The 23,042-nt window shown below is 69.6% G+C and carries 16 protein-coding genes; 11 read left to right on the top strand and 5 right to left on the bottom strand.

Annotation, left to right across the window (positions count from 1 at the left end; all coding sequences use genetic code 11):
• Positions 1-470 precede the first annotated feature (470 nt).
• From FSV73_RS20545 to FSV73_RS20495, 11 genes are all read left to right on the top strand, one after another.
• A complete protein-coding gene (locus FSV73_RS20545; RefSeq protein WP_186309299.1) occupies positions 471-1,367 on the top strand; it encodes a cellulose synthase operon protein YhjQ/BcsQ in 897 nt (298 codons plus the stop codon).
• A gap of 2 nt (positions 1,368-1,369) precedes the next feature.
• A complete protein-coding gene (bcsA, locus tag FSV73_RS20540) occupies positions 1,370-3,544 on the top strand; it encodes a UDP-forming cellulose synthase catalytic subunit (RefSeq protein WP_145010679.1) in 2,175 nt (724 codons plus the stop codon).
• A 16-nt stretch (positions 3,545-3,560) separates the two neighbouring features.
• Positions 3,561-5,837: a cellulose biosynthesis cyclic di-GMP-binding regulatory protein BcsB gene (gene bcsB, locus FSV73_RS20535; RefSeq protein ID WP_260856128.1), complete on the top strand. Its 2,277-nt coding sequence runs from the start codon at positions 3,561-3,563 to the stop codon at positions 5,835-5,837.
• 9 nt (positions 5,838-5,846) lie between these two features.
• Positions 5,847-7,004 (top strand): cellulose synthase complex periplasmic endoglucanase BcsZ, encoded by a 1,158-nt coding sequence (gene bcsZ / locus FSV73_RS20530; RefSeq protein ID WP_145010673.1) that lies wholly within the window; start codon positions 5,847-5,849, stop codon positions 7,002-7,004.
• Complete coding sequence (locus FSV73_RS20525; protein ID WP_145010670.1) at positions 6,983-10,915, top strand: cellulose biosynthesis protein BcsC; 3,933 nt, start codon at positions 6,983-6,985, stop codon at positions 10,913-10,915. Before bcsZ ends, FSV73_RS20525 begins: the two co-directional genes overlap by 22 nt.
• Before the next feature lie 15 nt (positions 10,916-10,930).
• The gene (locus FSV73_RS20520) at positions 10,931-11,587 is read left to right on the top strand and encodes an SGNH/GDSL hydrolase family protein (protein WP_145010667.1); all 657 of its coding nucleotides are present in this window, start codon (positions 10,931-10,933) and stop codon (positions 11,585-11,587) included.
• Positions 11,584-12,243 carry an alginate O-acetyltransferase AlgF gene (locus FSV73_RS20515; protein WP_437179302.1) on the top strand — a complete coding sequence of 220 codons (660 nt, stop codon included), beginning with the start codon at positions 11,584-11,586 and terminating at the stop codon, positions 12,241-12,243. Before FSV73_RS20520 ends, FSV73_RS20515 begins: the two co-directional genes overlap by 4 nt.
• A gap of 13 nt (positions 12,244-12,256) precedes the next feature.
• Positions 12,257-13,672: an MBOAT family O-acyltransferase gene (locus FSV73_RS20510; protein ID WP_145010661.1), complete on the top strand. Its 1,416-nt coding sequence runs from the start codon at positions 12,257-12,259 to the stop codon at positions 13,670-13,672.
• 10 nt (positions 13,673-13,682) lie between these two features.
• A complete protein-coding gene (locus FSV73_RS20505) occupies positions 13,683-14,828 on the top strand; it encodes an alginate O-acetyltransferase AlgX-related protein (RefSeq protein WP_145010658.1) in 1,146 nt (381 codons plus the stop codon).
• 61 nt (positions 14,829-14,889) lie between these two features.
• On the top strand, positions 14,890-16,218 hold the full coding sequence (locus tag FSV73_RS20500; protein ID WP_145010655.1) for a bifunctional DedA family/phosphatase PAP2 family protein: 1,329 nt from the start codon (positions 14,890-14,892) through the stop codon (positions 16,216-16,218).
• A gap of 99 nt (positions 16,219-16,317) precedes the next feature.
• Positions 16,318-18,885, top strand: a complete 2,568-nt coding sequence (locus FSV73_RS20495) for an ATP-binding protein (RefSeq protein WP_145010652.1) — start codon at positions 16,318-16,320, stop codon at positions 18,883-18,885.
• A 29-nt stretch (positions 18,886-18,914) separates the two neighbouring features.
• Here FSV73_RS20495 and bfr read toward each other — a convergent pair whose 3' ends face one another.
• The 5 genes from bfr to FSV73_RS20470 all read right to left on the bottom strand — a co-directional run bounded on the left by bfr (position 18,915) and on the right by FSV73_RS20470 (position 22,922).
• Entirely contained in the window at positions 18,915-19,412 is a 498-nt protein-coding gene (gene bfr / locus FSV73_RS20490; protein ID WP_145010649.1) for a bacterioferritin, read from the bottom strand.
• 120 nt (positions 19,413-19,532) lie between these two features.
• Positions 19,533-20,423, bottom strand: coding sequence for a PA4780 family RIO1-like protein kinase (locus FSV73_RS20485; RefSeq protein WP_145010646.1), 891 nt, complete (start codon positions 20,421-20,423; stop codon positions 19,533-19,535).
• 149 nt (positions 20,424-20,572) lie between these two features.
• Entirely contained in the window at positions 20,573-21,505 is a 933-nt protein-coding gene (locus FSV73_RS20480) for a biotin-dependent carboxyltransferase family protein (protein ID WP_145010643.1), read from the bottom strand.
• Positions 21,502-22,179, bottom strand: a complete 678-nt coding sequence (gene pxpB / locus FSV73_RS20475) for a 5-oxoprolinase subunit PxpB (RefSeq protein ID WP_145010640.1) — start codon at positions 22,177-22,179, stop codon at positions 21,502-21,504. Before pxpB ends, FSV73_RS20480 begins: the two co-directional genes overlap by 4 nt.
• Positions 22,176-22,922: a 5-oxoprolinase subunit PxpA gene (locus FSV73_RS20470; RefSeq protein ID WP_145010637.1), complete on the bottom strand. Its 747-nt coding sequence runs from the start codon at positions 22,920-22,922 to the stop codon at positions 22,176-22,178. The genes pxpB and FSV73_RS20470 overlap by 4 nt, the downstream gene beginning before the upstream one ends.
• Between the last annotated feature and the right edge of the window lie 120 nt (positions 22,923-23,042).

Here is a 23,042-nt window from a genome sequence, read left to right as displayed (position 1 = left end):
GCTTCTTCCCCTTCCCATGCCTTTCATCCCACCGCTACGCCGGGGACGATTGACGTCTTTCCGCCGCCGACCAACTATCCGCGGCAAGAAAGCCGAGCGGTGCTGACGGCGCCAAGCACTTCTAGGACCTAAGTGGCCAGATACAAAAAATCTGCTAGTGGCTCACACACTTTGCATGACACTATTCGCGAAATTGACGCTTGATCTCAAAACGCCATTGTGTTGACGTCAAATTGATATCAAAACTTTCACTGCATCCATCGAACTAAAGGGACTTGGTCATGGGCCGCTCTCCTGATATCGCGAGTCTTTTTCAAGCCTTCGGTGGTGATCCCCTTAGCTACCGCGAGTTCGAGATTGCGGAGCCAGTAGCTGCCGTCAGCCCGGCCTTAGCGACGAACACCAACGCGCCTGCGGTAATTTCCGTCCCCTCGCTTCCAGCGGAACAGCAGCCTGTGCCGGCACGGGCAGTGAACGAATTGGATATCGTGGAGCAGGCGGAAAACACAACGTTTCCACCGCTCTCACAGGAACTCGCCCAGCTGCAGGCTCGCCGCCACGAGCAGGACGCAGTGGCCGCGCTCGACCGGGCACTGAGCACGGCGGTACCGCCGCTGCCAACCCGGGTACTGGCCATCGCCTCGGCCAAGGGTGGGACCGGCAAGACGGTGGTGGCGGCCGGCCTGGCACTGGCCCTGAGCCGGCTGGGCCAGCCGGTGCTGCTGGTGGAACTGGATGCCCAGCATGTGTTGTCCGCCCTACTGATGCCAAAGGCGCCGCCGGCCGTAGGCCTGGCCAACGAGCCGTTAGCCGCCTGCTTGCCGATAGACGCAGGCTTCCGGCTGCTGCCGTTCGGCTCGCTCGAGGAAGCAGCCCTGTGCCGCTTCGAGCAGCGTTTGCTGACTGAACCCCTCTGGCTGGCTCGCCGTCTGGCGGCCCTGGACCTGAATGCCGATACCCTGGTGGTCCTGGATTGCCCCACCGGTTCGACACCCCTGGGTCGTCAGGCCCTGGCGCTCGCCAGCCAGGTACTGGGCGTGACGACGGCCGATGCCGCGGGCTATGCCAGCCTGGCCCGCCTCGAACGCCAGTGGCAGGCCTGTGCCCCGGCGGCGAGCCATGCTCACCTGCTCAATCGCGTCGATCCGCTGCGCCCCTTGACCCTGGATATCGCCACCATCGTGAGTCGTACCCGCGCCGACCGCTTGCTGGGCGTATTGCCGGAGAGCACTGCGCTGGAACAGGCGCTGGCGCTCGGTCAAGGCCTGTATAGCCTGGACGACGCCTGGAGCACCGCTGTCACGCAGCTGGCGCAGGCGCTCGCCAACGACGGGCCGTCCCTGCCGTCGTTGCGCGCCCAGGGCTAGCCATGAGCGTCCTCGACCGCCTGGAGCAGGTCCGCCAGCGGCGTCAGGCGCAGCGCGCGCCTGACGCACCCGTGACGCCCGCGCCGCTCTGGCTGCGGGTTCTCGGCTGGACCGCCGCGGCGCTCCTGGCGGCGCTGCTGGTGAGCGTGCCCATGGCCCTGGAGGAGCAGGCGCTGTTCGCCCTCGGCTGTTTCGCCGCCGCCTTGCTGCTGCGGCGTCTTCCCGGACGGCTGCCGGTGATGCTGCTGATCGCCCTGTCGCTGCTAGCCTCGCTGCGCTACATCTATTGGCGCCTGACATCGACCCTGGGCTTCGAGACGCCCCTGGAGATGCTGCTCGGCTATGGACTGGTGGCCGCCGAGCTCTATGCGCTCACGGTGCTGCTGTTCGGCTATCTGCAAACCGTCTGGCCGCTGCGCCGCACCCCCGCCCCACTGCCCGAAGACCCGGCGAGCTGGCCAACGGTGGATGTCTTCATTCCCACCTACAACGAAGCCCTGAGCATCGTGAAGCTGTCGATCCTCGCCGCCCAGGCCATCGACTGGCCGCGCGACAAGCTGCGGGTACATGTGCTCGACGACGGTCGCCGCGAGGACTTCCGCCACTTCTGCGCCACCGCCGGCGTCTCCTACCTGGTGCGCGAGAACAACGAGCATGCCAAGGCGGGCAATCTCAATGCGGCGCTCAAGGTGACCGACGGCGAGTACATCGCCATCTTCGACGCCGACCACGTACCGACGCGCTCCTTCCTGCAGGTCTGCCTGGGCTGGTTCCTCAAGGATCCCAAGCTCGCCATGCTGCAGACGCCCCACTTCTTCTTCTCGCCCGATCCCTTCGAGAAGAATCTCAACACCTTCCGCACCGTGCCCAACGAAGGCGAGCTGTTCTACGGCCTGGTGCAGGATGGCAACGACCTGTGGAATGCCACCTTCTTCTGCGGCTCCTGCGCGGTGATGCGTCGCTCGATGCTGCTGGAGGTGGGCGGGGTGGCCACCGAAACGGTCACTGAAGACGCCCACACGGCACTGAAGCTCAATCGGCTCGGCTACAACACCGCCTACCTGGGCATCCCCCAGGCCGCCGGCCTCGCCACCGAAAACCTGTCGCGCCACATCGCCCAGCGCATCCGCTGGGCACGTGGCATGGCGCAGATCTTCCGGGTGGACAATCCGCTGCTGGGCAAGGGGCTCGCCTTCGGCCAGCGGCTCTGCTACCTGAACGCCATGCTGCACTTCTTCTATGGCCTGCCGCGGCTGGTATTCCTCACCGCGCCCCTGGCCTACCTGCTGTTCAGTGCCCAGATCTTCCACGCCTCGGCGCTGCTCATCACCTGCTACGTGCTGCCCCACGTACTGCATTCCAACCTGACCAACTCGCGCATCCAGGGCCAGTTCCGCCATTCCTTCTGGAACGAGGTCTACGAGACGGTCCTGGCCTGGTACATCCTGCGCCCGACCCTGCTGGCGCTGATCAACCCCAAGCTGGGCAAGTTCAACGTCACCGACAAGGGCGGCATCATCGCCCGCGACTATTTCGACTGGGAGCTGGCCCGCCCCTACATCGTGCTGCTGTTGCTCAACCTGCTCGGCCTGGTGGTCGGCATCGGCCGGCTGGTCTTCGGCGATCCGGAAGCCGTGACCACGGTGGTCATCAACCTGGCCTGGACGCTCTACAACCTCATCATCGCCAGCGCCGCGGTGGCCGTGGCGAGCGAGACGCGCCAGGTGCGCGCCGAACCACGAGTGGCAGCCACCTTGCCAGCCGACCTGCTGCTGGCCGATGGTACCCGGCTGTCCTGCACCACCCTGGACTTCTCCCAGAGCGGCCTCGGCCTGCGCCTGCCGGAGGGCGTCGACCTGCCCCAGGGCAGCGCGGTCCACGTCGAACTCCAGCGCAACGGCCAGGCGCGACAATTTCCGGCCAGCGTGGCCTTCAGTCGCAACGGTGTCGTCGGCACCCAATTCAACGATCTCAGCGTGACCGAACAGCGCGAGCTGGTACGGATGACCTTTTCCCGGGCCGACCTTTGGGCGAACGCCTGGGGCAACCACCGGCCGGACTCGCTGCTCGGCTCGTTGCGCGAGGTCGGCCTGATCGGCCTGCGCGGCGTCGCCGATCTCAATCGCAATGCCTGGCGCGCAGTGGTCAAGCGCCGCCCGGCCTCCCCCTCTTCCTAGCAAGGATGTCCTGAGCGTGCGCCATTCCCTCGCCTCTTCCCCTCGTCACGCCTGGACGGCTTCGCTGCTGGCATTGACCCTGGCCGTTGGCGTCCCGCTGGCGAGTCGAGCGGCGCCTGCACCGCTCCCAGCCCCGCCGAACATGGCACCGGCCACCACCGCGGGCGAGGCCTACAGCTATACGCTCAAGCAGCTGGGCGCCCGCTACCCCATGAACCTGAGAGGCGTGGAAGGCAGCGACAGCGTCAGCTTCGGCATCCGCAGCGACGAGGTGGTGACCGCTGCCCGCCTGACCCTGGACTACAGCTATTCGCCGGCACTCTTGCCGGACCTGTCGCAGATCAACGTGCTGGTCAACGACGAAGTGGCCGCCAGCCTGCCGGTGCCCAAGGACGGCGCCGGCAAGCCCCAGCAGGCCACCCTGGACCTGCCGCCGCGCCTGATAACCGACTTCAACCGCCTGACCCTGCAACTGGTCGGCCACTACACCATGCAGTGCGAAGACCCCCTGCACTCGAGTCTCTGGGCCAAGATCGGCAACGGCAGCGAGTTGCAGATCCGGGTGACCCGCATCGTGCTCGACGATGACCTGGCCACGCTGCCGCGACCCTTCTTCGACCGGCGTGACGCCCGTCCGCTGGTGCTGCCCTTCGTCATTCCCGGCGCCGGCAATGCCGCGCTGGAAGCCGCCGGCAACGTCGCCGCCTGGTTCGGTGCCCTGGCCGGTTACCGGGGCGCACGCTTTCCGGCGGCCACCGATGCCCTACCCGACAAAGGCAATGCCGTGGTCCTGCTGGATGGTCCGGCGAGCGCCGAGCGCCTGGGCCTGAAGCTGCCCGCGGCGACCGGGGCCACCCTAGCCATCGTCACCAATCCCCGCGATCCGGGCGGCAAGCTGCTGGTATTGGCCGGCCGCGATGGCGCCGAACTCAAGCGCGCCGCCCAGGGGCTGACCCTGGGTAGCGAGACGCTCTCCGGTCCGCGGGTGACCCTCGACCGCCTGGCGACCCTGGCCCCGCGCCAGCCCTACGATGCGCCGAACTGGCTGCCCAGTGATCGCCCGGTGAAGCTGGGCGAACTGACCGAGGTGAAGAACCTCAGCTCCTCGGGCTACAACCCGGGCAATCTGACAGTACCGCTGCGTCTGCCGCCGGACCTGTTCCTCTGGCAGGATCAGGGCGCCCCGCTCGCGCTCAAGTACCGCTACACCCCGCAGCCGGTTTCCACCAACTCCTCGCTGCTGGTGGCCGTCAACGACCGCTTCCTCAAGTCGCTGCCACTGCCCTCGCGCGAGCACCTGGACAGCGGCCTGCTGGCCTCCCTCAAGGGCGACGATGACAGCCTGCCCCGCGAGACCCAGGTCCGCGTCCCCCTGGACGGCGTGGCGGCCCAGGCGTCGCTGCAGTTCCGCTTCATGTACGACTACATCAAGCAGGGCGATTGCCGCGACGTCATCATCGACAACATGAGGGGCACCATCGAGCCGGAATCCACCCTGGACCTCAGCGGCTACGATCATTTCATCGCCATGCCCAACCTGGGCGTGTTCAAGGACAGCGGCTTCCCCTTCACCCGCCTGGCCGATCTGTCCGAGACCGCCGTGGTGCTCGACGAGCAACCCGCGGCAGGCGAGCTGGGCGCCTATCTCAACCTGCTGGGCCGCTTCGGCGAGGCGACCGGCTATCCGGCTACCGGTGTTGCCGTGGTGCGTGCTGGCCAACTGGACAGCGTGGCCCAGCGCGACTTGCTGGTGCTGACCACCGGCGCTTCGCCGTTGCTGCAGCAGTGGGCCGACAGCCTGCCGGCAGCCCTGGATGGCAGCAGCCAGCGCTTCGAGACCTCCGACCTGACCCTGCGCCTGCGGCAATGGCTGAGCCCAGACCCGCGCGACAACCTACGCCAGGCGCGTACCGCCCTGGGCTTTACCGGCGGCGGCAGCAGTACCTACGTCGCCGGCTTCGAATCGCCCCTGGCGCGCGGGCGCAGCGTGGTGCTGTTCGCCGCCACCGGTGCGGCGCCCCTGGAAAAGGCCACCGCCGATCTGGCGCAAAGCGCGGCCTACACCCAGGACCTGCAGGGCAGTCTCGCGCTGATCAAGGACGCCCAGGTCGAGTCCCTGGTGGCCGAGCAGTCCTACCACGTCGGCCACCTGGGCCCGATCCGCTACCTGCGCTGGCTACTCGCCGGCCATCCCGCGCTGATGCTGCTGGCCACCGCCCTGGGCGTGGGCCTGCTCGCCACCCTGACCTACCTGACGCTACGTGCCCGCGCGCGCCGGCGGCTGCAGGCGTAGGGCCGCGCCATGCTAGGACGCCTCGCCCAGGTCGCCCTGCTGACCCTCGCGCTCGCCGAGGGCGCCCTGGCGGCGCGCTGCGAACGCCTGGACTGGCCGCAATGGCAGCGCTTCGCGGCGACGGGTATCCAGGCCGACGGCCGGGTGCTGGAATCCAGCCTCAAGGCCAATCACAGCACCTCCGAGGGTCAGGCCTACGCGCTGTTCTTCGCCCTGGTCGCCAACGAGCCGGACACCTTCGAGCGCCTCTGGCAGTGGAGCAAGAGCAATCTGGCCCAGGGTGACCTCGGCCAGCACCTGCCCGCCTGGCTGTGGGGCCAGGGCAACGACGGCCGCTGGATGATCCAGGATGCCAATGCGGCGAGCGACGCCGATCTCTGGTTCGCTTACAGCCTGCTGGAGGCGGCGCGCCTCTGGCAGCGCCCGGCCTATGCCGAGGACGCGCGCGCACTGCTCGCCCGCATTCGCGCCGACGAGGTCGTCGAGTTGCCTGGCCTCGGCCCCATGCTGCTGCCAGGCCCCCAGGGCTTCGCCCTGCCCGAGCGCCTCTGGCGGCTGAACCCCAGCTACCTACCGCCCTTCCTGCTGCGGCGCCTGGCGCTGGAGGAGCCCAAGGGACCCTGGACCGCCATGGCCAGGCAATTGCCGGCCCTGCTGCAAGGCGCCAGTGGCCAACGCCTGGCTGCCGACTGGCTCGGCTATCGTGCCACGGCCCCGCAACACGGGCTGGTGGTGAACGATCCGCTGGGACCGCCTCAGGGCAGCTACGACGCCATCCGCGTCTACCTCTGGGCGGGCCTCACCGATCCGGGGGATGCGCTTGCCAAACCGCTGCTGGCAGCCCTCGATGGCATGACCCTGGCCACCGCCACCCTGGGCACCCCACCAGAGCAGGTCGAGCTACGCAGCGGACTCACCCAGGGCAACGGCCCGGTGGGCTTTTCCGCGGCCCTGGTGCCCTTCCTGCGCCAGCAGGGCCATACCTGGCTGGCCGACGCCCAGCAGCGCCGCGCCGAGGCCGGCCTCGGCGCCGACCAGCCGTCGCGCTACTACGACCAGATGCTCGGGCTGTTCGGTCTGGGCTGGAGTGCCGGCCACTACCGCTTTGCCGCCGACGGCCGCTTGCAACCCTCATGGAAGAGCCCATGCACAAGTACCTCTCCCTGACGCTCGGCCTGCTGGCCGCGCTCGCCCAACCGCCCGCCTTCGCCGCCGATCCCAGCGCGGCCCAGTTGCTCATCGAGCAGGGTCAATTCTGGCAGCAGCGCGACAAGCCCGAGCGCGCCCGCGAGGTCTGGCAGAAGCTGCTGGAACTCGACGCCCGCAGTCCCGAGGCCCTGTATGGCCTGGGTAGCCTGGAACTGGCGGCCAAGCGGCCCGCGGGGGCGCAGCGCTACCTGGCGCAGTTGCAGGCGCTCAGTCCGCGCCCGCTGCAAGCCCTGCTGCTCGCGCAGGACATCCGCGTCGCCAGCGGTAACTATCCCGAGCTGCGCGAGGAAGCCCGGCGCCAGGCCGACGGCGGCGACCGACCCAAGGCAGTGAGCCTCTATCGGCAATTGTTCGCCGACCAGCCACCCCAGGGGCTGCTGGCCCGCGAGTACTACAACACCCTGGCCTTCGTCGACGGCGGCTGGCCGGAGGCCCAGGCCGGCTTCCAGCGCCTGCTGCGGGAATACCCGAACGACGCCATCCTCGCGCTGTTCTACGCCAAGCAGTTGGTCCGTCGCGAGGATAGTCGACACGAGGGCATTCGCCGCCTCGCCGCCCTCACCCAGCGCCAGGACATTGCCGGCGACGCCGACGAGAGCTGGCGCCTGGCACTGACCTGGCTGGGCGCACCGGACACCCCGGCCAAGGTCGAGTTGTTCGAAGCCTTTCTCAAGACCCACCCCGGCGACGAGCAGATCCGGGCCCTACTCGCCAAGGGACGGGCCCAGGGCGGCAAGGGCGCTGCCGCCTGGCAGGCGGACCCCCTGGTGGAGCGTGGCCTCGCGGCCCTGCGCAAGGGCGACCAAGGCGCCGCCGAGCAGGCCTTCCAGACCCGGCTCAAGCAGGCACCCAAGGATCCCGATGCCCTGGGCGGCCTGGGCGTGCTGCGCCAGCAGCAGCAACGCCTGGACGATGCCGAACGATTGCTGAAACAGGCGGTGGCCCAGCCCAAGGGCCGCGCCTGGCAGCAGGCGCTGGAGAGTGTCCAGTACGAAAGCCTGCTGGCCCAGGCCCGCAGGGCCCAGACCGAGGGCGACCTGACCAGTGCGCGGCGGCTGCTCGACCAGGCCCTGCGGCGGGATCCCAAGGCCCCGGCCGGGCAGCTGGCCTTGGCCGATCTCCAGGCGCGCAGCGGCAATCCCGCGGCGGCCGAGGCCGGTTATCGCCAACTGCTCGCGCGCAACCCCAAGGATCTCGGCGCCCGCCGGGGCCTGATCGAGCTGCTCGGCCAGAGCGGTCGCGCCGACGAGGCCCTGCGCCTGGCCGACGGCCTGCCGAACGGCGATCAGGCGAAACTGCCGGGCCTGGCCCAGGTACGCGCCGGCGTGGCACGCGAGCGGGCGGGCATCCTGCGTGCCCGCGGCGATCTCGCCGGCGCGCGGGCAGCGCTGCAGGACGCCCTGCGCGAGACGCCGGACGATCCCTGGATCACCCTGGAACTGGCGCGCCTCGACGCGGCCCAGGGTCAGGCCCGGCAGGGCCAGAATCGGCTGGACGACCTGCTGCAACGCCATCCGGCGCAAGCCGATACCCTCTTCGTCGGCGCCCTGTACGCCAGTGAACAAGGCGACGACCGCCAGGCTCAGGCCTTGCTGGCGCGGATACCCGGTGAGCGCCAGAGCCCCGAAATGCAGGCCCTGGCCCGCCGCCTGGCGGTGAACGACCAGTTGGCCGAAGCCCTGGCACTGGCCAAGCGCGGCCAGCGGACTACCGCCCGCGCCCGGCTACAGGCCCTGGAGGCGCAGGCTGATGGCCAACCCGCCCTGCTGCGCGCCCTGGCCGGGGGTTATGCCGAACTGGACGACAGCGCCCAGGCCCTGGAACTGCTAAGGCCGCTGATGGCCGCCGCGCCAGCGGACGCGTTCGACCTGCGTCTGCAATATACCGGCGTGCTGCTACAGCACGGCGATGACCGCGAGGCCTATGCCCTGCTGGAAGACCTCGGCAAGGCCCGGCTGGACCGCCAGCAGCGTGAGCGTTACGACGACCTCTCCCGTCAATACCGCATCCGCCAGGCCGATGCCCTGCGCGAGCGGGGTCAGTTCGAGGCGGCCTACGACGTGCTCGCGCCGGCGCTCGCCCAGCGCCCCAATGATCCGCAGGTCAAGGCCGCCCTGGCGCGGCTGTACCTCGCCCATGGCGAGGCCAGCAAGGCCCTTGACCTCTATCGCCCCCTGGTCGGTCGTTGGCCCGATGACGTCAGCCTGCAACTGGGCGCCGCCGAGGCCGCGGTGGCGGCCCAGGAGCGTGCCTTCGCCGAACGCGCCACCGCCCGGGCGGTGAGCCTGGCACCGGAGGATCCCCAGGTACTGACCCGCGCCGCCAACCTCTATCGCCGCCTGGGCCGGGAGGGAACCGCGGCCGAGCTGCTGGCCAAGGTGGTCGCTGCCGAGCGGCGTGACCGCGCCCTGGCGGCCAGTGCCACCCCGGCCAATCCCTTCGCGCCTCAGGGGCGTGCCCAAGGCGCCCAGGCCAGTGCCGATGCGCCCCTGCCGCCCCCGGTGGCGGGCACCGCGAGCAGTTCCAGCCTACTCGACACCGCCCTGCCGGCCCCCCTTGCCAGCGATCACGCCGGTATCCCGGCAGCCCTTTCGACAACCCTGCCCTCTTCGGCCCCGGCGGCGCCCCGCGCCCTACCGGACAATCCGTTTGCCAGCGCCCTGACCCCACCGGGGCCGGCGTCCGACGCCGGCCTCAGCGACGCCGAGCGCGCCCTGGCCGCCATCCAGCAGAGTCGCAGCGCGACCATCACGCAGGGGCTCACGGTACGCAGCAACAACAGCGAAGCCGGACTGGGCAAGCTCACCACCGTCGAGGCGCCCCTGGAGATCGCGGTACCGGTTGGCGACGACCGCTTGGCCGTGCGCGTGACGCCCGTGAGTCTCACTGCTGGCAGCGTCGGCAGCAGCGCCGCCGATCGCTTCGGCGGCGGCCCGGTCGCCAGCGCCGCAGGCGGCGACCCTGGTAGCCAGAAGACCAGCGGTACCGGCCTCGCGGTGGCCTACAGCAAGCCCAGCGCCGGGCTCAAGGCAGACCTCGGCACCACGCCGCTGGGCTTCCGCGAAGCCACCGCGGTGGGCGGGGTCAGCCTGGAGCAACCGCTGGGCGACAGCGAGCACGCCCGCTACAACCTGTCCGCCTCGCGGCGCGCGGTGATCGACAGCCTGACGTCCTTCGCCGGCACTCGCGACGCCCGCACGGGCCAGGAATGGGGCGGCGTCACCGCCAACGGCGTACGCGGCCAGCTGAGCTATGACGACGGCAATGTGGGCGCCTATGCCTACGCCTCCTGGTTCCGCCTGCTGGGCAACCACGTCGAGGACAACGACCGCGCCGAGTTCGGCGGCGGCACCTATCGCTACCTGGTCAATGCCAGCGACGCCCAGCTGACCCTGGGCCTGTCGTTCACCGCCCTGGGCTATGCCAACAACCAGAACTTCTTCACCTATGGCCATGGCGGCTACTTCAGCCCGCAGCGCTTCTTCGCCCTGGGCGTGCCCCTGACCTGGGCCCAGCGCGGCGACCGCTGGACCTACCAGCTGCGCGGCACCCTCGGGGTGCAGCACTTCCAGCAGGACGCGGCCGACTACTATCCCACCGACGCCGCCGCCCAGGCCGCCGCCAGACAGGCGCAGGGCAGCGCGGCGCGCTACGCCGGCCAGAGCAAGACCGGCCTCGGCTACAGCCTGGCCACCGCCGGTGAATACCGCCTGGGCGAGGGCTTCCACCTGGGTGGCGAACTGGGCCTGGACAATGCCCGCGACTACCGCCAGCTGAACGGCAATCTCTACCTGCGCTATTACTTCGAACCCCAGGACCGACCGCTGGCACTGCCGGTCAGTCCCTATCGCTCGCCTTATTCCAACTGATCCGAGGTCATCTCCATGCCCGCTTCCGCCCTTGCCGGCCTGTCCCTTCTCGTTCTCGGCGAAAGCCACATGAGCCTGGCCGACCACCTGGTCGAGCCGCTCAACGCCGCCCTGGTGCAGCAGGGTGCCAAGGTGCACGCCATCGGCGCCTGCGGCGCCAGCGCCGCCGACTGGCTGACCACCAAGAAGGTCGACTGTGGCGCCGAACAGCTCAACAACGACAGGCTGGTGATCAAGGGGCGTGACGCCACCACCACGCCGATCAAGGAACTGATCGCCGCCGACAAGCCAAACCTGGTGGTCCTGGTGATCGGCGATACCATGGCCTCCTACGACAAGCCGTCCTTCCCCAAGGCCTGGGCCTGGCAGAGCGTCACCGCCCTGACCAAGGAAATCGCCGCCACCGGCACCCAGTGCGTCTGGGTCGGGCCGGCCTGGGGCAAAGCGGGCGGCCAGTACGGCAAGAACGATCAGCGCACCGAGCTGATGTCCAAGTTTCTCGCCAGCAACGTGGCTCCCTGTAGCTATGTCGACTCCCTGACCTTCTCCAAGCCCGGCGAATGGATCACCACCGACGGCCAGCACTTCACCGTGGCCGGCTACAAGGCCTGGGGCACCGCCATCGCCGGCGCCCTGGCCAAGCTGCCCGCCGACAAGCTGGGAGCCAAGTGATGAAGGCCCCGTTGCTGCTGGCAGGCCTGGGCGCCACGCTCCTGGCCCAGGCCGCCGAGATCCCGCTCTACCCCACCGGCCCCAGCGAGGACTCGGCCTTCCTCCGCTTCGTGAACGCCGGCAGCCAGCCCCTGGCGCTCCAGGCTTCCGGCTCCGCCGCGCGGCTGCAGCTGGAGGCCGCCCAGCCGGTCTCCAGCTACCTGACGGTGCCGGCCGCCAAGGCCATCCAGGGCGAACTGGCTCAGGGCGCGGCCAAGGCCCCGCTGGAGCTGTCCGTGGCCGCCGGTGAGTTCGCCACCCTGGTGGTCCTGCCCGGGACACCGCTGGTACAGCGCGTGGTGCGCGAGCAGCCGGATGATTTCAACGCGCTCAAGGCCTCGCTGGCCTTCTACAGCCTGGATCCGCAGTGCGCGGCCGCGGGTCTGCAAGCCGCCGGCCGCAACGCCGAGATCTTCAAGGACGTCGCCGACGGCACCCTACAGAGGCGCAGCCTGAACGCCGTGGCGCTCAAGGTGCAGCTGACCTGCGCCGGCAAGGCCACGGGCGAGCCGCTGGACCTGGGTGAACTCAAGGCCGGCGAGCGCTACAGCGTCCTGCTGTTGCCAGGTGCCAGCGGTCCGCGCCTGCTCGCCACCCAGGACAGTGTCGCTCACTAAGGATCGCTTCTCGATGGTCTTCGCCTCGCTGGAATTCCTCACCCTCTTCCTGCCTCTATTCCTGCTGGTCTACGCCCTGGCGCGGCCCGGCGGGCGCAACGGGGTATTGCTGGTGGGCAGCTGGCTGTTCTATGGCTGGCTGAGTCCGCTGTTCCTGCTGCTGCACATGGCCCTGGCCTTGCTGGCCTGGGTCGGCGGCCTGCTGGTGGACCGCGCGGCGGAAGGCTCGAAGACCCGTCTGCGCCTACTCGCCGGGCTGATCGTGCTCAACCTGGCGGTGCTCTGCTGGTACAAATACGCCAACATCGTCGCCGCCACCTGGAGCCAGGTGCTGGTGACCGCCGGCGCCCTGCCGCTGGACTGGCAGAAGGTGGCCCTGCCGGCCGGGCTGTCCTTTATCGTGCTGCAGGCCATCTCCTACCTGGTGGACGTCCATCGCCACGTGGTGCCGGTGGAGCGCAGCTTCGTCAACTACGCCACCTACATTTCCATGTTCGGCCACTCCATCGCCGGGCCGATCATCCGCTACGACTGGGTGCGCCGCGAACTCAACCAGCGCTGGTTCAATCGCGAGAACTTCGCCCTTGGCGCGCGCCGCTTCATGATCGGCCTGTGCATGAAGGTGCTGGTGGCCGACACCCTGTCGCCGCTGGTGGACGTGGCCTTCCACCTCGACCAGCCGTCCTTCGTCGACGCCTGGATCGGCTGCCTGGCCTATTCGCTGCAACTGTTCTTCGACTTCGCCGGCTACAGCGCCATGGCCATTGGCCTGGGCCTGATGCTGGGCTTCCACTTCCCGGAAAACTTCAACCGACCCTATCTCGCCCGCAGCATCCAGGACTTCTGGCGGCGCTGGCACCTGTCGCTGTCCAGCTGGCTGCGCGACTACCTCTACATCGCCCTGGGCGGCAATCGCGGCGGTCGCTGGCGCACCTACCGCAACCTCTTCCTGACCATGGCCATCGCCGGCCTCTGGCACGGTGGCGACAGCTGGAACTACCTGCTCTGGGGCATGCTGCACGGCCTGGCGCTGTGCCTGGATCGCCTCTGGGACGAACTCGGCGGCCGCCCGCTGCCGCGGCCCCTGGCCCACGGCCTGACGCTGCTGTTCGTGGCCCTGGCCTGGACGCTGTTCCGCGCGCCGGATTTCGCCACGGCGTTGTCGCTGTATGCCGGACAGTTCGGTCTGCACGGCTTCGCCCTCGGCGATGCCCTGGCCGTCACCCTGAGACCCGCCCATGGCCTGGCCGCCCTGCTCGGCGTGGCCTGCGTCCTGGCCCCGCTGTGGCAGCCAGGCGTCGAGGCACGCCTGCCCGGCAGCGCCCTGCTGCGCGGCCTGGGGGCTCTCTGGCCGGTGGCCGGCTTCCTGCTCTGTTTCGCGCTGATCGCCAGCCGCGAAGCCGTGCCCTTCCTCTATTTCCAGTTCTGAGGCCGCCGTCATGAGCGCACCCGCCCTGCCGCCCTCGCCCGCCCCCCAGCCACCCAGCGCCACCCAGGTGCGCCTGGCGCCCCTGGCCGGCCTGGTCTTCGCCCTGTTCCTGGCCGTCGGCCTGGGCTCCTGCGGCTGGGCCCTGCTGAGCGACCGCCTCTCGCTGTGGCCGGAGCGGCTGGACCGCCACGCCCTGCTGGAAGGCGAGCTCACCCACCACATCGCCAAGGAACTGGCCAAGGCGCCCCTACCCGAGGCCGCGGCGCGTCTGGAGCGAGGTGCCAGCTGGCTGCTGCTCGGCGACACCGGACCGCGCGTACGCCAGGGCTGTCCCGGCTGGCTGTTCCTGGCCGAGGAACTCGAGGTGCATCGCCAGGCGGCCGCCAATGCCCAGGCCCGGGCCCAAACGGTGATGGCGCTGCAGCGCGCGCTGGCCGCCCGGCACGTCCGCCTGCTGGTGGCCGTGGTGCCGGACAAGAGTCGCATCGCCGCCGACCAGCTGTGCGGCCTGCGCCGTCCCGCCGCCTTCGCCAGCCGCATCGCCGACTGGACCCGGCTACTCGCTGCCGCCCAGGTCCCGGTAGTGGACCTCACCGCCCCGCTCACGCCCTTGGGCAGCGCCGCCTTCCTGCGCACCGATACCCACTGGAACGAAGCCGGGGCCGCGGCGGCCGCAGCGGCCCTGGCCGCGGAGGTCAAGGCCCTGCCCTTCCAGGCCACCCCCGCCCGCGAATTCACCCGTACCCTCCTGCCGCCGGCACCGCGTCCGGGAGACCTGGTGCGCCTGGCCGGACTGGATTGGCTGCCGCCGCAGCTGCAACCCGCGCCCGAGGTGCTGAGGCTCACCCAGGTCGACAGCCGCGCGGCGGCCACTGCCAGCGATGACCTGTTCGGCGACGGCGACCTGCCCAACCTCGCGGTGATCGGCACCTCCTTCTCGCGCAACTCCAATTTCCTGCCCTTCCTCGAACAGGCGCTGGGGGCCAGCGTCGGCCGCTTCGCCAAGGACGGTGGCCACTTCGCCGGCGCCGCGCGCGACTATTTCCAGAGCCAGGCCTTCCGACAAACCCCGCCACAGTTATTGGTCTGGGAAATTCCCGAGCGCGACTTACAATCGCCCGGCCCCGAGGCGTTACGTCTCGATCCGCGTCCTTGAGGCAACCAAGGCTTTTCCCATGGGTCTGAGGACGCAACCCCGGACCCCAGGAAGCCTCTAGATGACGGAACTGCTCGACGGCCTGACCCAGTGGATCAACCAGCACCACCAGTGGTTGGGCACGGCCATCTTCATCATTTCCTTTCTCGAATGCCTGGCCCTGGCCGGCCTGGTGGTGCCCGGGACGGTGGTGCTCTTCGCCGTGGCCATCGCCGCGGGTAACGGGGCGCTCAATCTCTTCGATACCCTGCTGCTGGGCTTCCTCGGCGGCATCCTCGGCGATGCGGTGTCCTACTTCATCGGGCGGCGCTTCCATGAAGGCATCCGGCGCCTGCCGGGCTTGCGTAGTCATCCGGAGTGGATCGGCTCGGCCGAGGGCTTCATCCACAGATACGGAGTGGCCAGCCTGCTGGTCGGCCGCTTCATCGGGCCGCTGCGCCCCCTGCTGCCCTTGATCGCCGGCATGCTCGACATGCCCCTGGTGAAATTCGTCAGCGTCAGCCTGGTGGCGGCCGCCGGCTGGTCCATCGCCTACCTCGGCCCGGGCTGGGTAACCGGCGCCGCCTTCCGCCTGCCGTTGCCGGAAGGCTTCTGGCAGCAGGCGGGTATCGTCCTCGGCGGGGCCGCGGTGCTGGTGGCGGTGATCGCCCACGGTGCCTGGCGCGAACGGGCCGGTACCACCCTGCTCAGCGGCGCCCTCTGCCTGGCCGCCCTGCTGGCCCTGCTGTTCGGCTGGCATCACCTGCGCGCCTTCGACGAAGGCCTGATGGCGCTGGTCCAGGAGCATCGCGAGGCCTGGCTCAACCTGGTCGCCGTGATCGTCACCCGCATGGGCGATTTTCGTACCCAGCTGATCGTGGCGGCGGTGCTGATCCTGGTCCTCGCCGCCTTCCGCCAATGGCGTCCGCTGCTGTTCGCCCTGGGGACCACCCTGGGCACCGCCCTCGCCAACGGCCAGTTGAAGAATCTCCTGGCCCGCGCCCGCCCGGACGTGCTCGCCGAGCCACTGACCACCTACAGCCTGCCCAGCGGCCACAGCTCGGCCTCCTTCGCCTTCTTCCTGACCTTGGGCATCCTGGCGGGGCGTCGCCACGGTCCGCGCGGGCGGCTCGCCTGGCTGGTGATCGCCACCCTGCCAGCGGTGCTCATCGCCCTCAGCCGCATCTACCTGGGCGTGCACTGGCCCACCGACATCCTCGCCGGCGCCCTGCTCGCCGGGGGCTTCTGCGGCCTGAGCCTGGCGCTGTTGCAGAAGACCGGTGGCAATCGCCTGGAGCCGCTCCCGACCCGGACCTGGTGGGTACTGCTGCCACTGGTGGTACTGGTCCTGGCCTTCGCCGCCGGCTGGGCGCTGCCGGAGGCCATCGAGCGCTACGCCCCGCGGCTGTAAGCGGTAAGCGGAACGAAATATATCGTGGCGGTCCTGCAGTTCCGCCTCGATTGTGGTCAGAACGCCTTGAACGGCAGAGGTAGCTGAGAGAGGCGGGTAATGGCAGCGGAGCTTGCCGACTGGAACGAACTGGACTTTCTCGCCGGGGGCGGCGAGATGGGCGCGCGCCTGCGCGCCCACGATTGGTCGGAATCACCGCTCGGGGAGCCTGCGGGCTGGCCGCAGTCGTTGAAATCCGCGCTCAGCATCTGCCTGAATTCGAGCTTCCCCACCGCCATCTACTGGGGCCCCGAGCTGCTGCTGCTGTACAACGACGCCTGGGCACCCATCCCTGCCGAGCGCCATCCCTGGGCGCTCGGCCGGCCCGCCCAGGAGGTCTGGCAGGACATCTGGCCGGTGGTCGGACCGCAATTCGCCGAGGTCATGAGCAGCGGCCAGGGCTTCTCCGCCTTCGACCAGCTACTGCCCATGGTCCGCCAGGGCGTGGTCCGCGAGACCTACTGGAACTACAGCTTCACCGCCATCCGCGGTGAAGGCGGCGAGATCGCCGGCATCTTCAACCAGGGTCACGAGACCACCCAGCGCATCCTCGACGAACGCCGCCGCGCCGCCGACGCCGCCCGCCAGCGGCGGATGTTCGAGCAGGCGCCAGGCTTCGTCGCCATCGTGCGCGGCCCGGAACACGTGTTCGACTTCGTCAACGTCGCCTTTCGCCGGCTGTTCGGGGAGCGCGACTTCGAGGGGCATGCGGTGCGCACGGTCTTCCCCGAACTGCAGAACCAGGGCTATTTCGAGTTGCTCGAGCAGGTCTACCAGAGCGGCCGGCGCTTCGTCGCCGAGCGGACCCCGTTGCGCCTGGAAAGCCAGGGCGAGCCGGTACGTACGCTCTATCTGGACTTCATCTACGAACCCCTGACCGACGAAGCCGGCCAGGTGATCGGCATCTTCTGCCAGGGCCAGGACGTCACCGAGGCCCACCTGGCCCGCGCCGCCCTCGAAGCCAGCGAAAGACGCTTCCGCACCGCCCTCGAGATCGAGACGGTGGGTGCCCTCTGCTTCGACGCCGAGGGGCGGCTGATCGATGCCAACGATGCCTTCCTGCGCATGAGTGGGCATGATCAGCAGGACCTGCAGCGGGGCCGCATCGCCTGGCCGGCGCCGGCCCTGCGTTGCGCCGACGACCAGTTGCCACCCGACGAACGCAGCTACCAGCGCCGCGATGGCTCGGTCGGCTGGGCCCTGGTGGCGGCCAAGCGCCTGCCTGACGGCAGCACCTTCGAATTCATCGTCGACATCAGCGACCGCAAGCGGGCCGAAGCCGAGTTGCGCGAAGAAACCCGCACCCTGGAAGCGCTCAAGCGCATCGATACGGAGCTGGCCAGCCAGCTGGATCTGGCGCACCTGGTGCAAACCGTGACCGACGCCGGTGTCGAGCTGACCGGTGCCCGCTTCGGCGCCTACTTCGACCAGCGCCACGCCGAGCACGGCGGTACGCTGCAACTCCTCACCCTGTCGGGCACCGATCGCGCGGCCCTCGAGCACCTCGACGGACCCACTGCCACCGCCCTGTTCGCACCGACCCTGGGCAGCGCGAGCGTACTGCGCACCGACGACGTGGCCGCCGACCCTCGTTATGGCCGCTCTTCCCAGCACCAGGGGCTGACCGCGGGGCACCTGCCCGTGCGCAGCTACCTGGCCGTGTCCGTGGTCGCCCGCAGCGGCGCGGTGCTGGGCGGACTCTTCTTCGGCCATCCCGAGCCGGGTCGTTTTAACGCCCGCCACGAACGCCTGATGGCCGCCCTGGCCGCGCGCGCCGCGCTGGCCATCGAGCAGGCCCAGTTGTTCCAGGCGGTGCGTACCGCCAACGAGACCCTCGAACAGCGTGTCGCCGCGCGTACCGCCGAGCTGACCCAGGCCCAGCAGGCGCTGCACCAGGCGCAGAAGATGGAAGCCATCGGCCAGCTGACCGGCGGGATCGCCCACGACTTCAACAACCTGCTGGCCGGAATCATCGGCAGCCTGGAGCTGATCGAACGCCGGCTGCACCAGCAGCGCACCGACCAGCTCGACCGGCTGCTCGGCGGCGCCCAGGCCTATGCGGCGCGCGCCGCCTCCCTGACCCAGCGCCTGCTGGCGTTTTCCCGCCGCCAGACCCTGGAACCCAAGCCCACCGACGTGAACGAACTGATGCTGGCCATGGAAGAGTTGATCCGGCGCAGCGTCGGACCGGCGATCGAGGTCCAGGCGCGACCGGCGGAGCGGCTCTGGCCTTCGGTGATCGACGCGGTGCAACTGGAAAGCGCCCTGCTCAACCTGGCGATCAATGCCCGCGATGCCATGCCCCAGGGCGGCCAGTTGGTGCTGGCCACCGCCAATCTGCCGCAGGCAGCTGCCGACCGGCCGGAGGGCCTGCCCGCGGGCGATTACATCAGGGTTCAGGTGCGGGATACCGGGACCGGTATCCCGCCGGACATCCGGGAGCGGATCTTCGACCCCTTCTTCACCACCAAGCCACCCGGCCAGGGCACGGGCCTGGGGCTGTCCATGGTGCACGGCTTCGTGCACCAGTCCGGCGGCCAGATCCAGGTCGACACCCAGCCGGGCGCCGGCACCTGCATCTCGCTCTATCTACCGCGCGCCGCCGCCGACGACGCCCGCGGCCACTGACCGGCGCTCAGGCACGCCGGGCCAGTGTCCTACAGCCCGGTGCCGTGGGGCGTGGAGCCGCCTTTCATCTGCGACTGCAGGTAATTCTGCAGGCCGATCTTGTCGATCAGCCCGAGCTGCTGCTCCAGCCAGTAGGCATGGTCTTCCTCGGTGTCCTCGAGCTGGACCACCAGGATCTCGCGGGTGACGAAGTCCTTGTGCTGGTTGCACAGCGCCACGCCCTGGGCCAGGGCCTCGCGCACCTCGTACTCCAGCGCCAGGTCGGCCCGCAGCATCTCGGGCACGGTCTGGCCCACGGTGATGGCGTTGGGTCTCATGTCCGGCGTGCCTTCCAGGAAGAGAATGCGCCGCAGCAGGGCATCGGCGTGCTGGGTCTCCTCCTCCATCTCGTGGCCGATCCGCTCGTACAGGCGCATCAGGCCCCAGTCCTCGTACATCCGCGAGTGGATGAAGTACTGGTCGCGCGCCGCCAGCTCGCCGCGCAGCAGCTGGTTGAGGTAGTTGATGACGTCCGGATGGCCTTGCATGGAGAGAGTCCTTGGCTATTTAGCGCCCAGTTTAACGCGCCCCTGCCCGACCAGCGCCGTTCATCGGCCGACCACTGGGGCCGTTCGTCTCATCGCAGCGCTAATCGTTCTGCTTCACGATCAGCTTAGCCAGGGCGGCGGCGGCTCCTCACGCCCGCTGGGCTCGTCCTGCTCGCGGCGCGCCGCCTGGCGGCGCTCCTCGTCACGCCGGGCCGCCTCGATCTCGCGCATCACCGCCTTGACGTCGGCCTGTCCCTCCCGCTCGACGAACTCGCCGGTCAGGCGGGTATTGGCGAACAGCTCGCCCTTCTCGAACAGCGCCCACATTTCCGGTGCATAGCGCGTCGTGCGGAGTTCCGGGGCGAACCGGCCGAAGTACAGCGCCATGTTCTCCACGTCCCGTGCCAGCAGGCGAAAGGCGTGGTTGTTGCCGGCGGCGTCCACCGCCTGGGGCAGGTCGATGATCACCGGCCCGTCCTCGGCCAGCAGCACGTTGAATTCGGACAGGTCGCCATGAACCAGGCCGGCGCAGAGCATGCGCACGATCTGGCCGATCATCAGCTCGTGGTAGCGCAGCGCCTCCTCGGCGGTGAGGGTCACGTCGTTGAGGCGCGGCGCGGCCTCGCCGTTGCCGTCGGTGACCAGATCCATCAGCAGCACGCCATCGAGGAAGTCGTGGGGCTTGGGCACCCGCACCCCGGCATCGGCCAGGCGATAGAGCGCCGTCACCTCGGCGTTCTGCCAGTTGTCCTCGCGTTCGCGCCGACCGAACCTGGAGCCCTTGGCCATGGCCCGATTTTCCCGACTACCACGGACCTTGCGCCCCTCCTGGTACTCGGCGGCCTGGCGGAAGCTGCGCTTGTCGGCTTCCTTGTAGACCTTGGCGCACCGTACCTGACTGCCGCAACGCACCACGTAGACCGCTGCCTCCTTGCCACTCATCAGGGGCCGTATCACCTCATCGACCAAGCCGTCCTCGATCAGCGGCTCGATGCGTTTGGGAGTTTTCATCGCCGGTTCCAGCTCCTTCTTGTCGGTCGTCACGGGGGACGTGTGACGCAAGTTTCAAGCCAGACGCCGAGAAAGGGAAGTCGGCGTCGTCCCTGAGCGTGCGACTCATCGAAGCGGACAAGATTCCTCCCGCGTGACCGACTGCGTCCTCACCCGCCGAAGAAGGCGAGGAACCGCCGCCACTCGGCCTGGGCGTCGGCCAATTCCACCGGGGCGAAGCGCACCTCGTGATGGGCCGGGCACTGGGCCAGGCGCGCCAGGTCCAGCGGATGGATGAAGCCCAGCAGCGGATAGCCGCCCATGGTCTGGCGATCGGCCATGAGCACGATGGGCTGGCCATCGGGCGGGACCTGGATGGCGCCGGTCACCACGCCCAGCGACCACTGGCGGCGGGGCGGTACCAGGGGCAAGGTTCCGGCCAGGCGGATGCCCATGCGATCGGATTGCGGGCTGATCCGCCAGGGCTGCGCGCAGAGCCGCTGGCGCTGCTCGGCGCCGAAGGCCGCGGCATCGCCGCCGAAGATCACCCGCAGGGTCGGCACCGCGCGACAGTCCGGCACGAAGCGCGCCGCCGGCCCGCGCCGGCGCGCACGCAGCTCGCCTACCGCGGCACAGTCCAGCCGCTGCCCCGGCAGCAGGGCAGCGCCGCTGCCGTCCGGGCCGCCCAGGCCCTCACGGCGGTTGCTGGCGACGCTCCCCAGGGTCGGCGGCACCTGGAAGCCGCCGCCAGCGGCCGCCAGGTAGGCGCGCTGGCCGGCCTGGGCGAAGCCCAGCCGCAGGCACTGTCCGGCCTTCACTGGAAAGCACGACCAGGGCGGCTGCGTCTCACCGTCCAGCCGCGCCTCCAGCGGGGCGCCAGTCAGGGCCAGCCAGGTGTCGGTCTCCACCGCGAATTCGGCGCCGCCCAGGGCGATCTCCAGCAACGGCGCCGCCATGGGGTTGCCCAGCAGGTGATTGGCCCAGCGCGCGGCATGGCCGTCCATGGGTCCGGCAGGGGCGACGCCCAGGTGCTGCCAGCCCTGGCGACCCAGATCCTGCAGCAGGCTCAGGGGACCGGGCTTGATGACTTGCAGACCGCTCATGGCTGACCTCCCTGGGCACGAAAGACCGCCTCGTCCACCGGCACGAAGCGCACCCGGTCGCCCGGCGCCAGGAGGCACGGCGGCTCGGCCTGGGCGTCGAAGACCTGCCACAGGCAACGACCGATGAGATTCCAGCCACCGGGTGAGGCCTGGGGATAGACGGCGGTCTGGCGCTCGGCGATGGCCAGGCTGCCCGCGGGGACGCGGGTGCGCGGCGTGCTGCGCCGGGGCAGTGCGAGGCGTTCGTCCAGCTCGCCGAGAAAGGCGAAGCCGGGCATGAAGCCGATCGCCCCCACTTGGTAATCGCGCCCGCTGTGCCGGGCGATGACGTCGGCCTCGCGCAGCCCACAGCGCTGGGCGACCTCGGCCAGGTCGGGACCCTGATAGAGCGTAGGCACCTCGTGCAGCCGGCCCTCCCGTTGAGCACCGGACGCGCCCGGCCAGTCGGCCAGCAGGGGCGCCAGCCCGGCCTGCAACTCGGCCAGGGTCAGTCGCAGCGGATCGTAGTGCACCAGCAGGCTGGTCCAACCCGCCACCAGGTCGGTCACCGCCGTGCCGAAGGCCTGGCGAATCCGCGCCCCCAGACCGGCGATCCGTTGGGGCAGCAGGGCATCCGGGTGCTCCGCCAGCTCGATCAGCAGCGCCGCGACGCCGAAGGGCTTGAGGGCGATCATAGGGCATCCAGCGCCGCGCGCAGGCGCCGCAGCACCGCCAGGGATTCGGCGTTGTCGCCGTGCACGCAGAGACTGTCCGCCTGCAGGCGCATGGGCTGGCCAGCGAAACCGGGAAACGCCTCACCGCGGGCGATGGCGAGGGCCTGGGCGAGGATGCGCTCGGGATCGTGATGGACGGCACCCGCCTGGCCGCGCGGCGCCAGGGCGCCATCGGCCAGGTAGGCCCGATCGGCGAAGGCTTCCAGCAACAGGGGTACCCCGGCGGCCGCCGCCAGGCGCTGCTCGCGGCCGTTGTCGGCCTTGGCCAGCACCATCAGCGGCAGCCCCGGGCGATAGCGGCCGCAGGCGGTGAGCGCCGCGGTCAGCAGGGCATCGTCCTGGACCAGGGCGTTGTAGAGCGCGCCATGGGGCTTCACATACTCGACCTGCACGCCCGCCGCCCGGCAGAAGGCGTCCAGGGCGCCGATCTGGTAGAGGATCATGGCCTCCACCTCGGCCGGGGTGCAGGCCAGGGGCCGGCGACCGAAGCCCACCAGGTCGGGATAGGCCGGATGGGCACCGATCTGCACCCCGTGCGCGACCGCCAGCGCGACGCTGCGCTGCATGGTCAGGGGATCGGCGGCATGGAAGCCGCAGGCCAGGTTGGCTTGGTCGACCAGGGGAATGGCGTGGGCATCGTCGCCCATCGTCCAGGCACCGAAGCTTTCACCGGAATCGCAATTGAGCAGCAGGCGAGCGGGCATGACAGGTTCCTCAGGGGCGAGGACCCGAGTGTCGGAAAGCCAGGGCGATCTTGTCCAACAAAAGATTGCCGATCGTGGGGCGCGACCTCGCGTCGCTGGCCGATCGCCGCGCTGCGCTGC

The sequence above is a fragment of the Pseudomonas oryzihabitans genome (genome assembly GCF_007665395.1).
In the GTDB taxonomy this organism is placed as follows: Bacteria; Pseudomonadota; Gammaproteobacteria; order Pseudomonadales; family Pseudomonadaceae; genus Chryseomonas; species Chryseomonas psychrotolerans_C.
Note: the sequence above shows the minus strand (reverse complement) of the source record. Positions and strands in the feature narration are given on the sequence as shown.

Excerpts from the sequence above, each read along its gene's own strand:
- bcsA (WP_145010679.1), top strand. The coding sequence starts at position 1,370 with ATGAGCGTCCTCGACCGCCTGGAGCAGGTCCGCCAGCGGCGTCAGGCG.
- bcsZ (WP_145010673.1), top strand. The coding sequence starts at position 5,847 with ATGCTAGGACGCCTCGCCCAGGTCGCCCTGCTGACCCTCGCGCTCGCC.
- FSV73_RS20525 (WP_145010670.1), top strand. The coding sequence starts at position 6,983 with ATGCACAAGTACCTCTCCCTGACGCTCGGCCTGCTGGCCGCGCTCGCC.
- FSV73_RS20520 (WP_145010667.1), top strand. The coding sequence starts at position 10,931 with ATGCCCGCTTCCGCCCTTGCCGGCCTGTCCCTTCTCGTTCTCGGCGAA.
- FSV73_RS20510 (WP_145010661.1), top strand. The coding sequence starts at position 12,257 with ATGGTCTTCGCCTCGCTGGAATTCCTCACCCTCTTCCTGCCTCTATTC.
- FSV73_RS20505 (WP_145010658.1), top strand. The coding sequence starts at position 13,683 with ATGAGCGCACCCGCCCTGCCGCCCTCGCCCGCCCCCCAGCCACCCAGC.
- FSV73_RS20500 (WP_145010655.1), top strand. The coding sequence starts at position 14,890 with ATGACGGAACTGCTCGACGGCCTGACCCAGTGGATCAACCAGCACCAC.
- FSV73_RS20495 (WP_145010652.1), top strand. The coding sequence starts at position 16,318 with ATGGCAGCGGAGCTTGCCGACTGGAACGAACTGGACTTTCTCGCCGGG.
- bfr (WP_145010649.1), bottom strand. The coding sequence starts at position 19,412 with ATGCAAGGCCATCCGGACGTCATCAACTACCTCAACCAGCTGCTGCGC.
- FSV73_RS20485 (WP_145010646.1), bottom strand. The coding sequence starts at position 20,423 with ATGAAAACTCCCAAACGCATCGAGCCGCTGATCGAGGACGGCTTGGTC.
- FSV73_RS20480 (WP_145010643.1), bottom strand. The coding sequence starts at position 21,505 with ATGAGCGGTCTGCAAGTCATCAAGCCCGGTCCCCTGAGCCTGCTGCAG.
- pxpB (WP_145010640.1), bottom strand. The coding sequence starts at position 22,179 with ATGATCGCCCTCAAGCCCTTCGGCGTCGCGGCGCTGCTGATCGAGCTG.
- FSV73_RS20470 (WP_145010637.1), bottom strand. The coding sequence starts at position 22,922 with ATGCCCGCTCGCCTGCTGCTCAATTGCGATTCCGGTGAAAGCTTCGGT.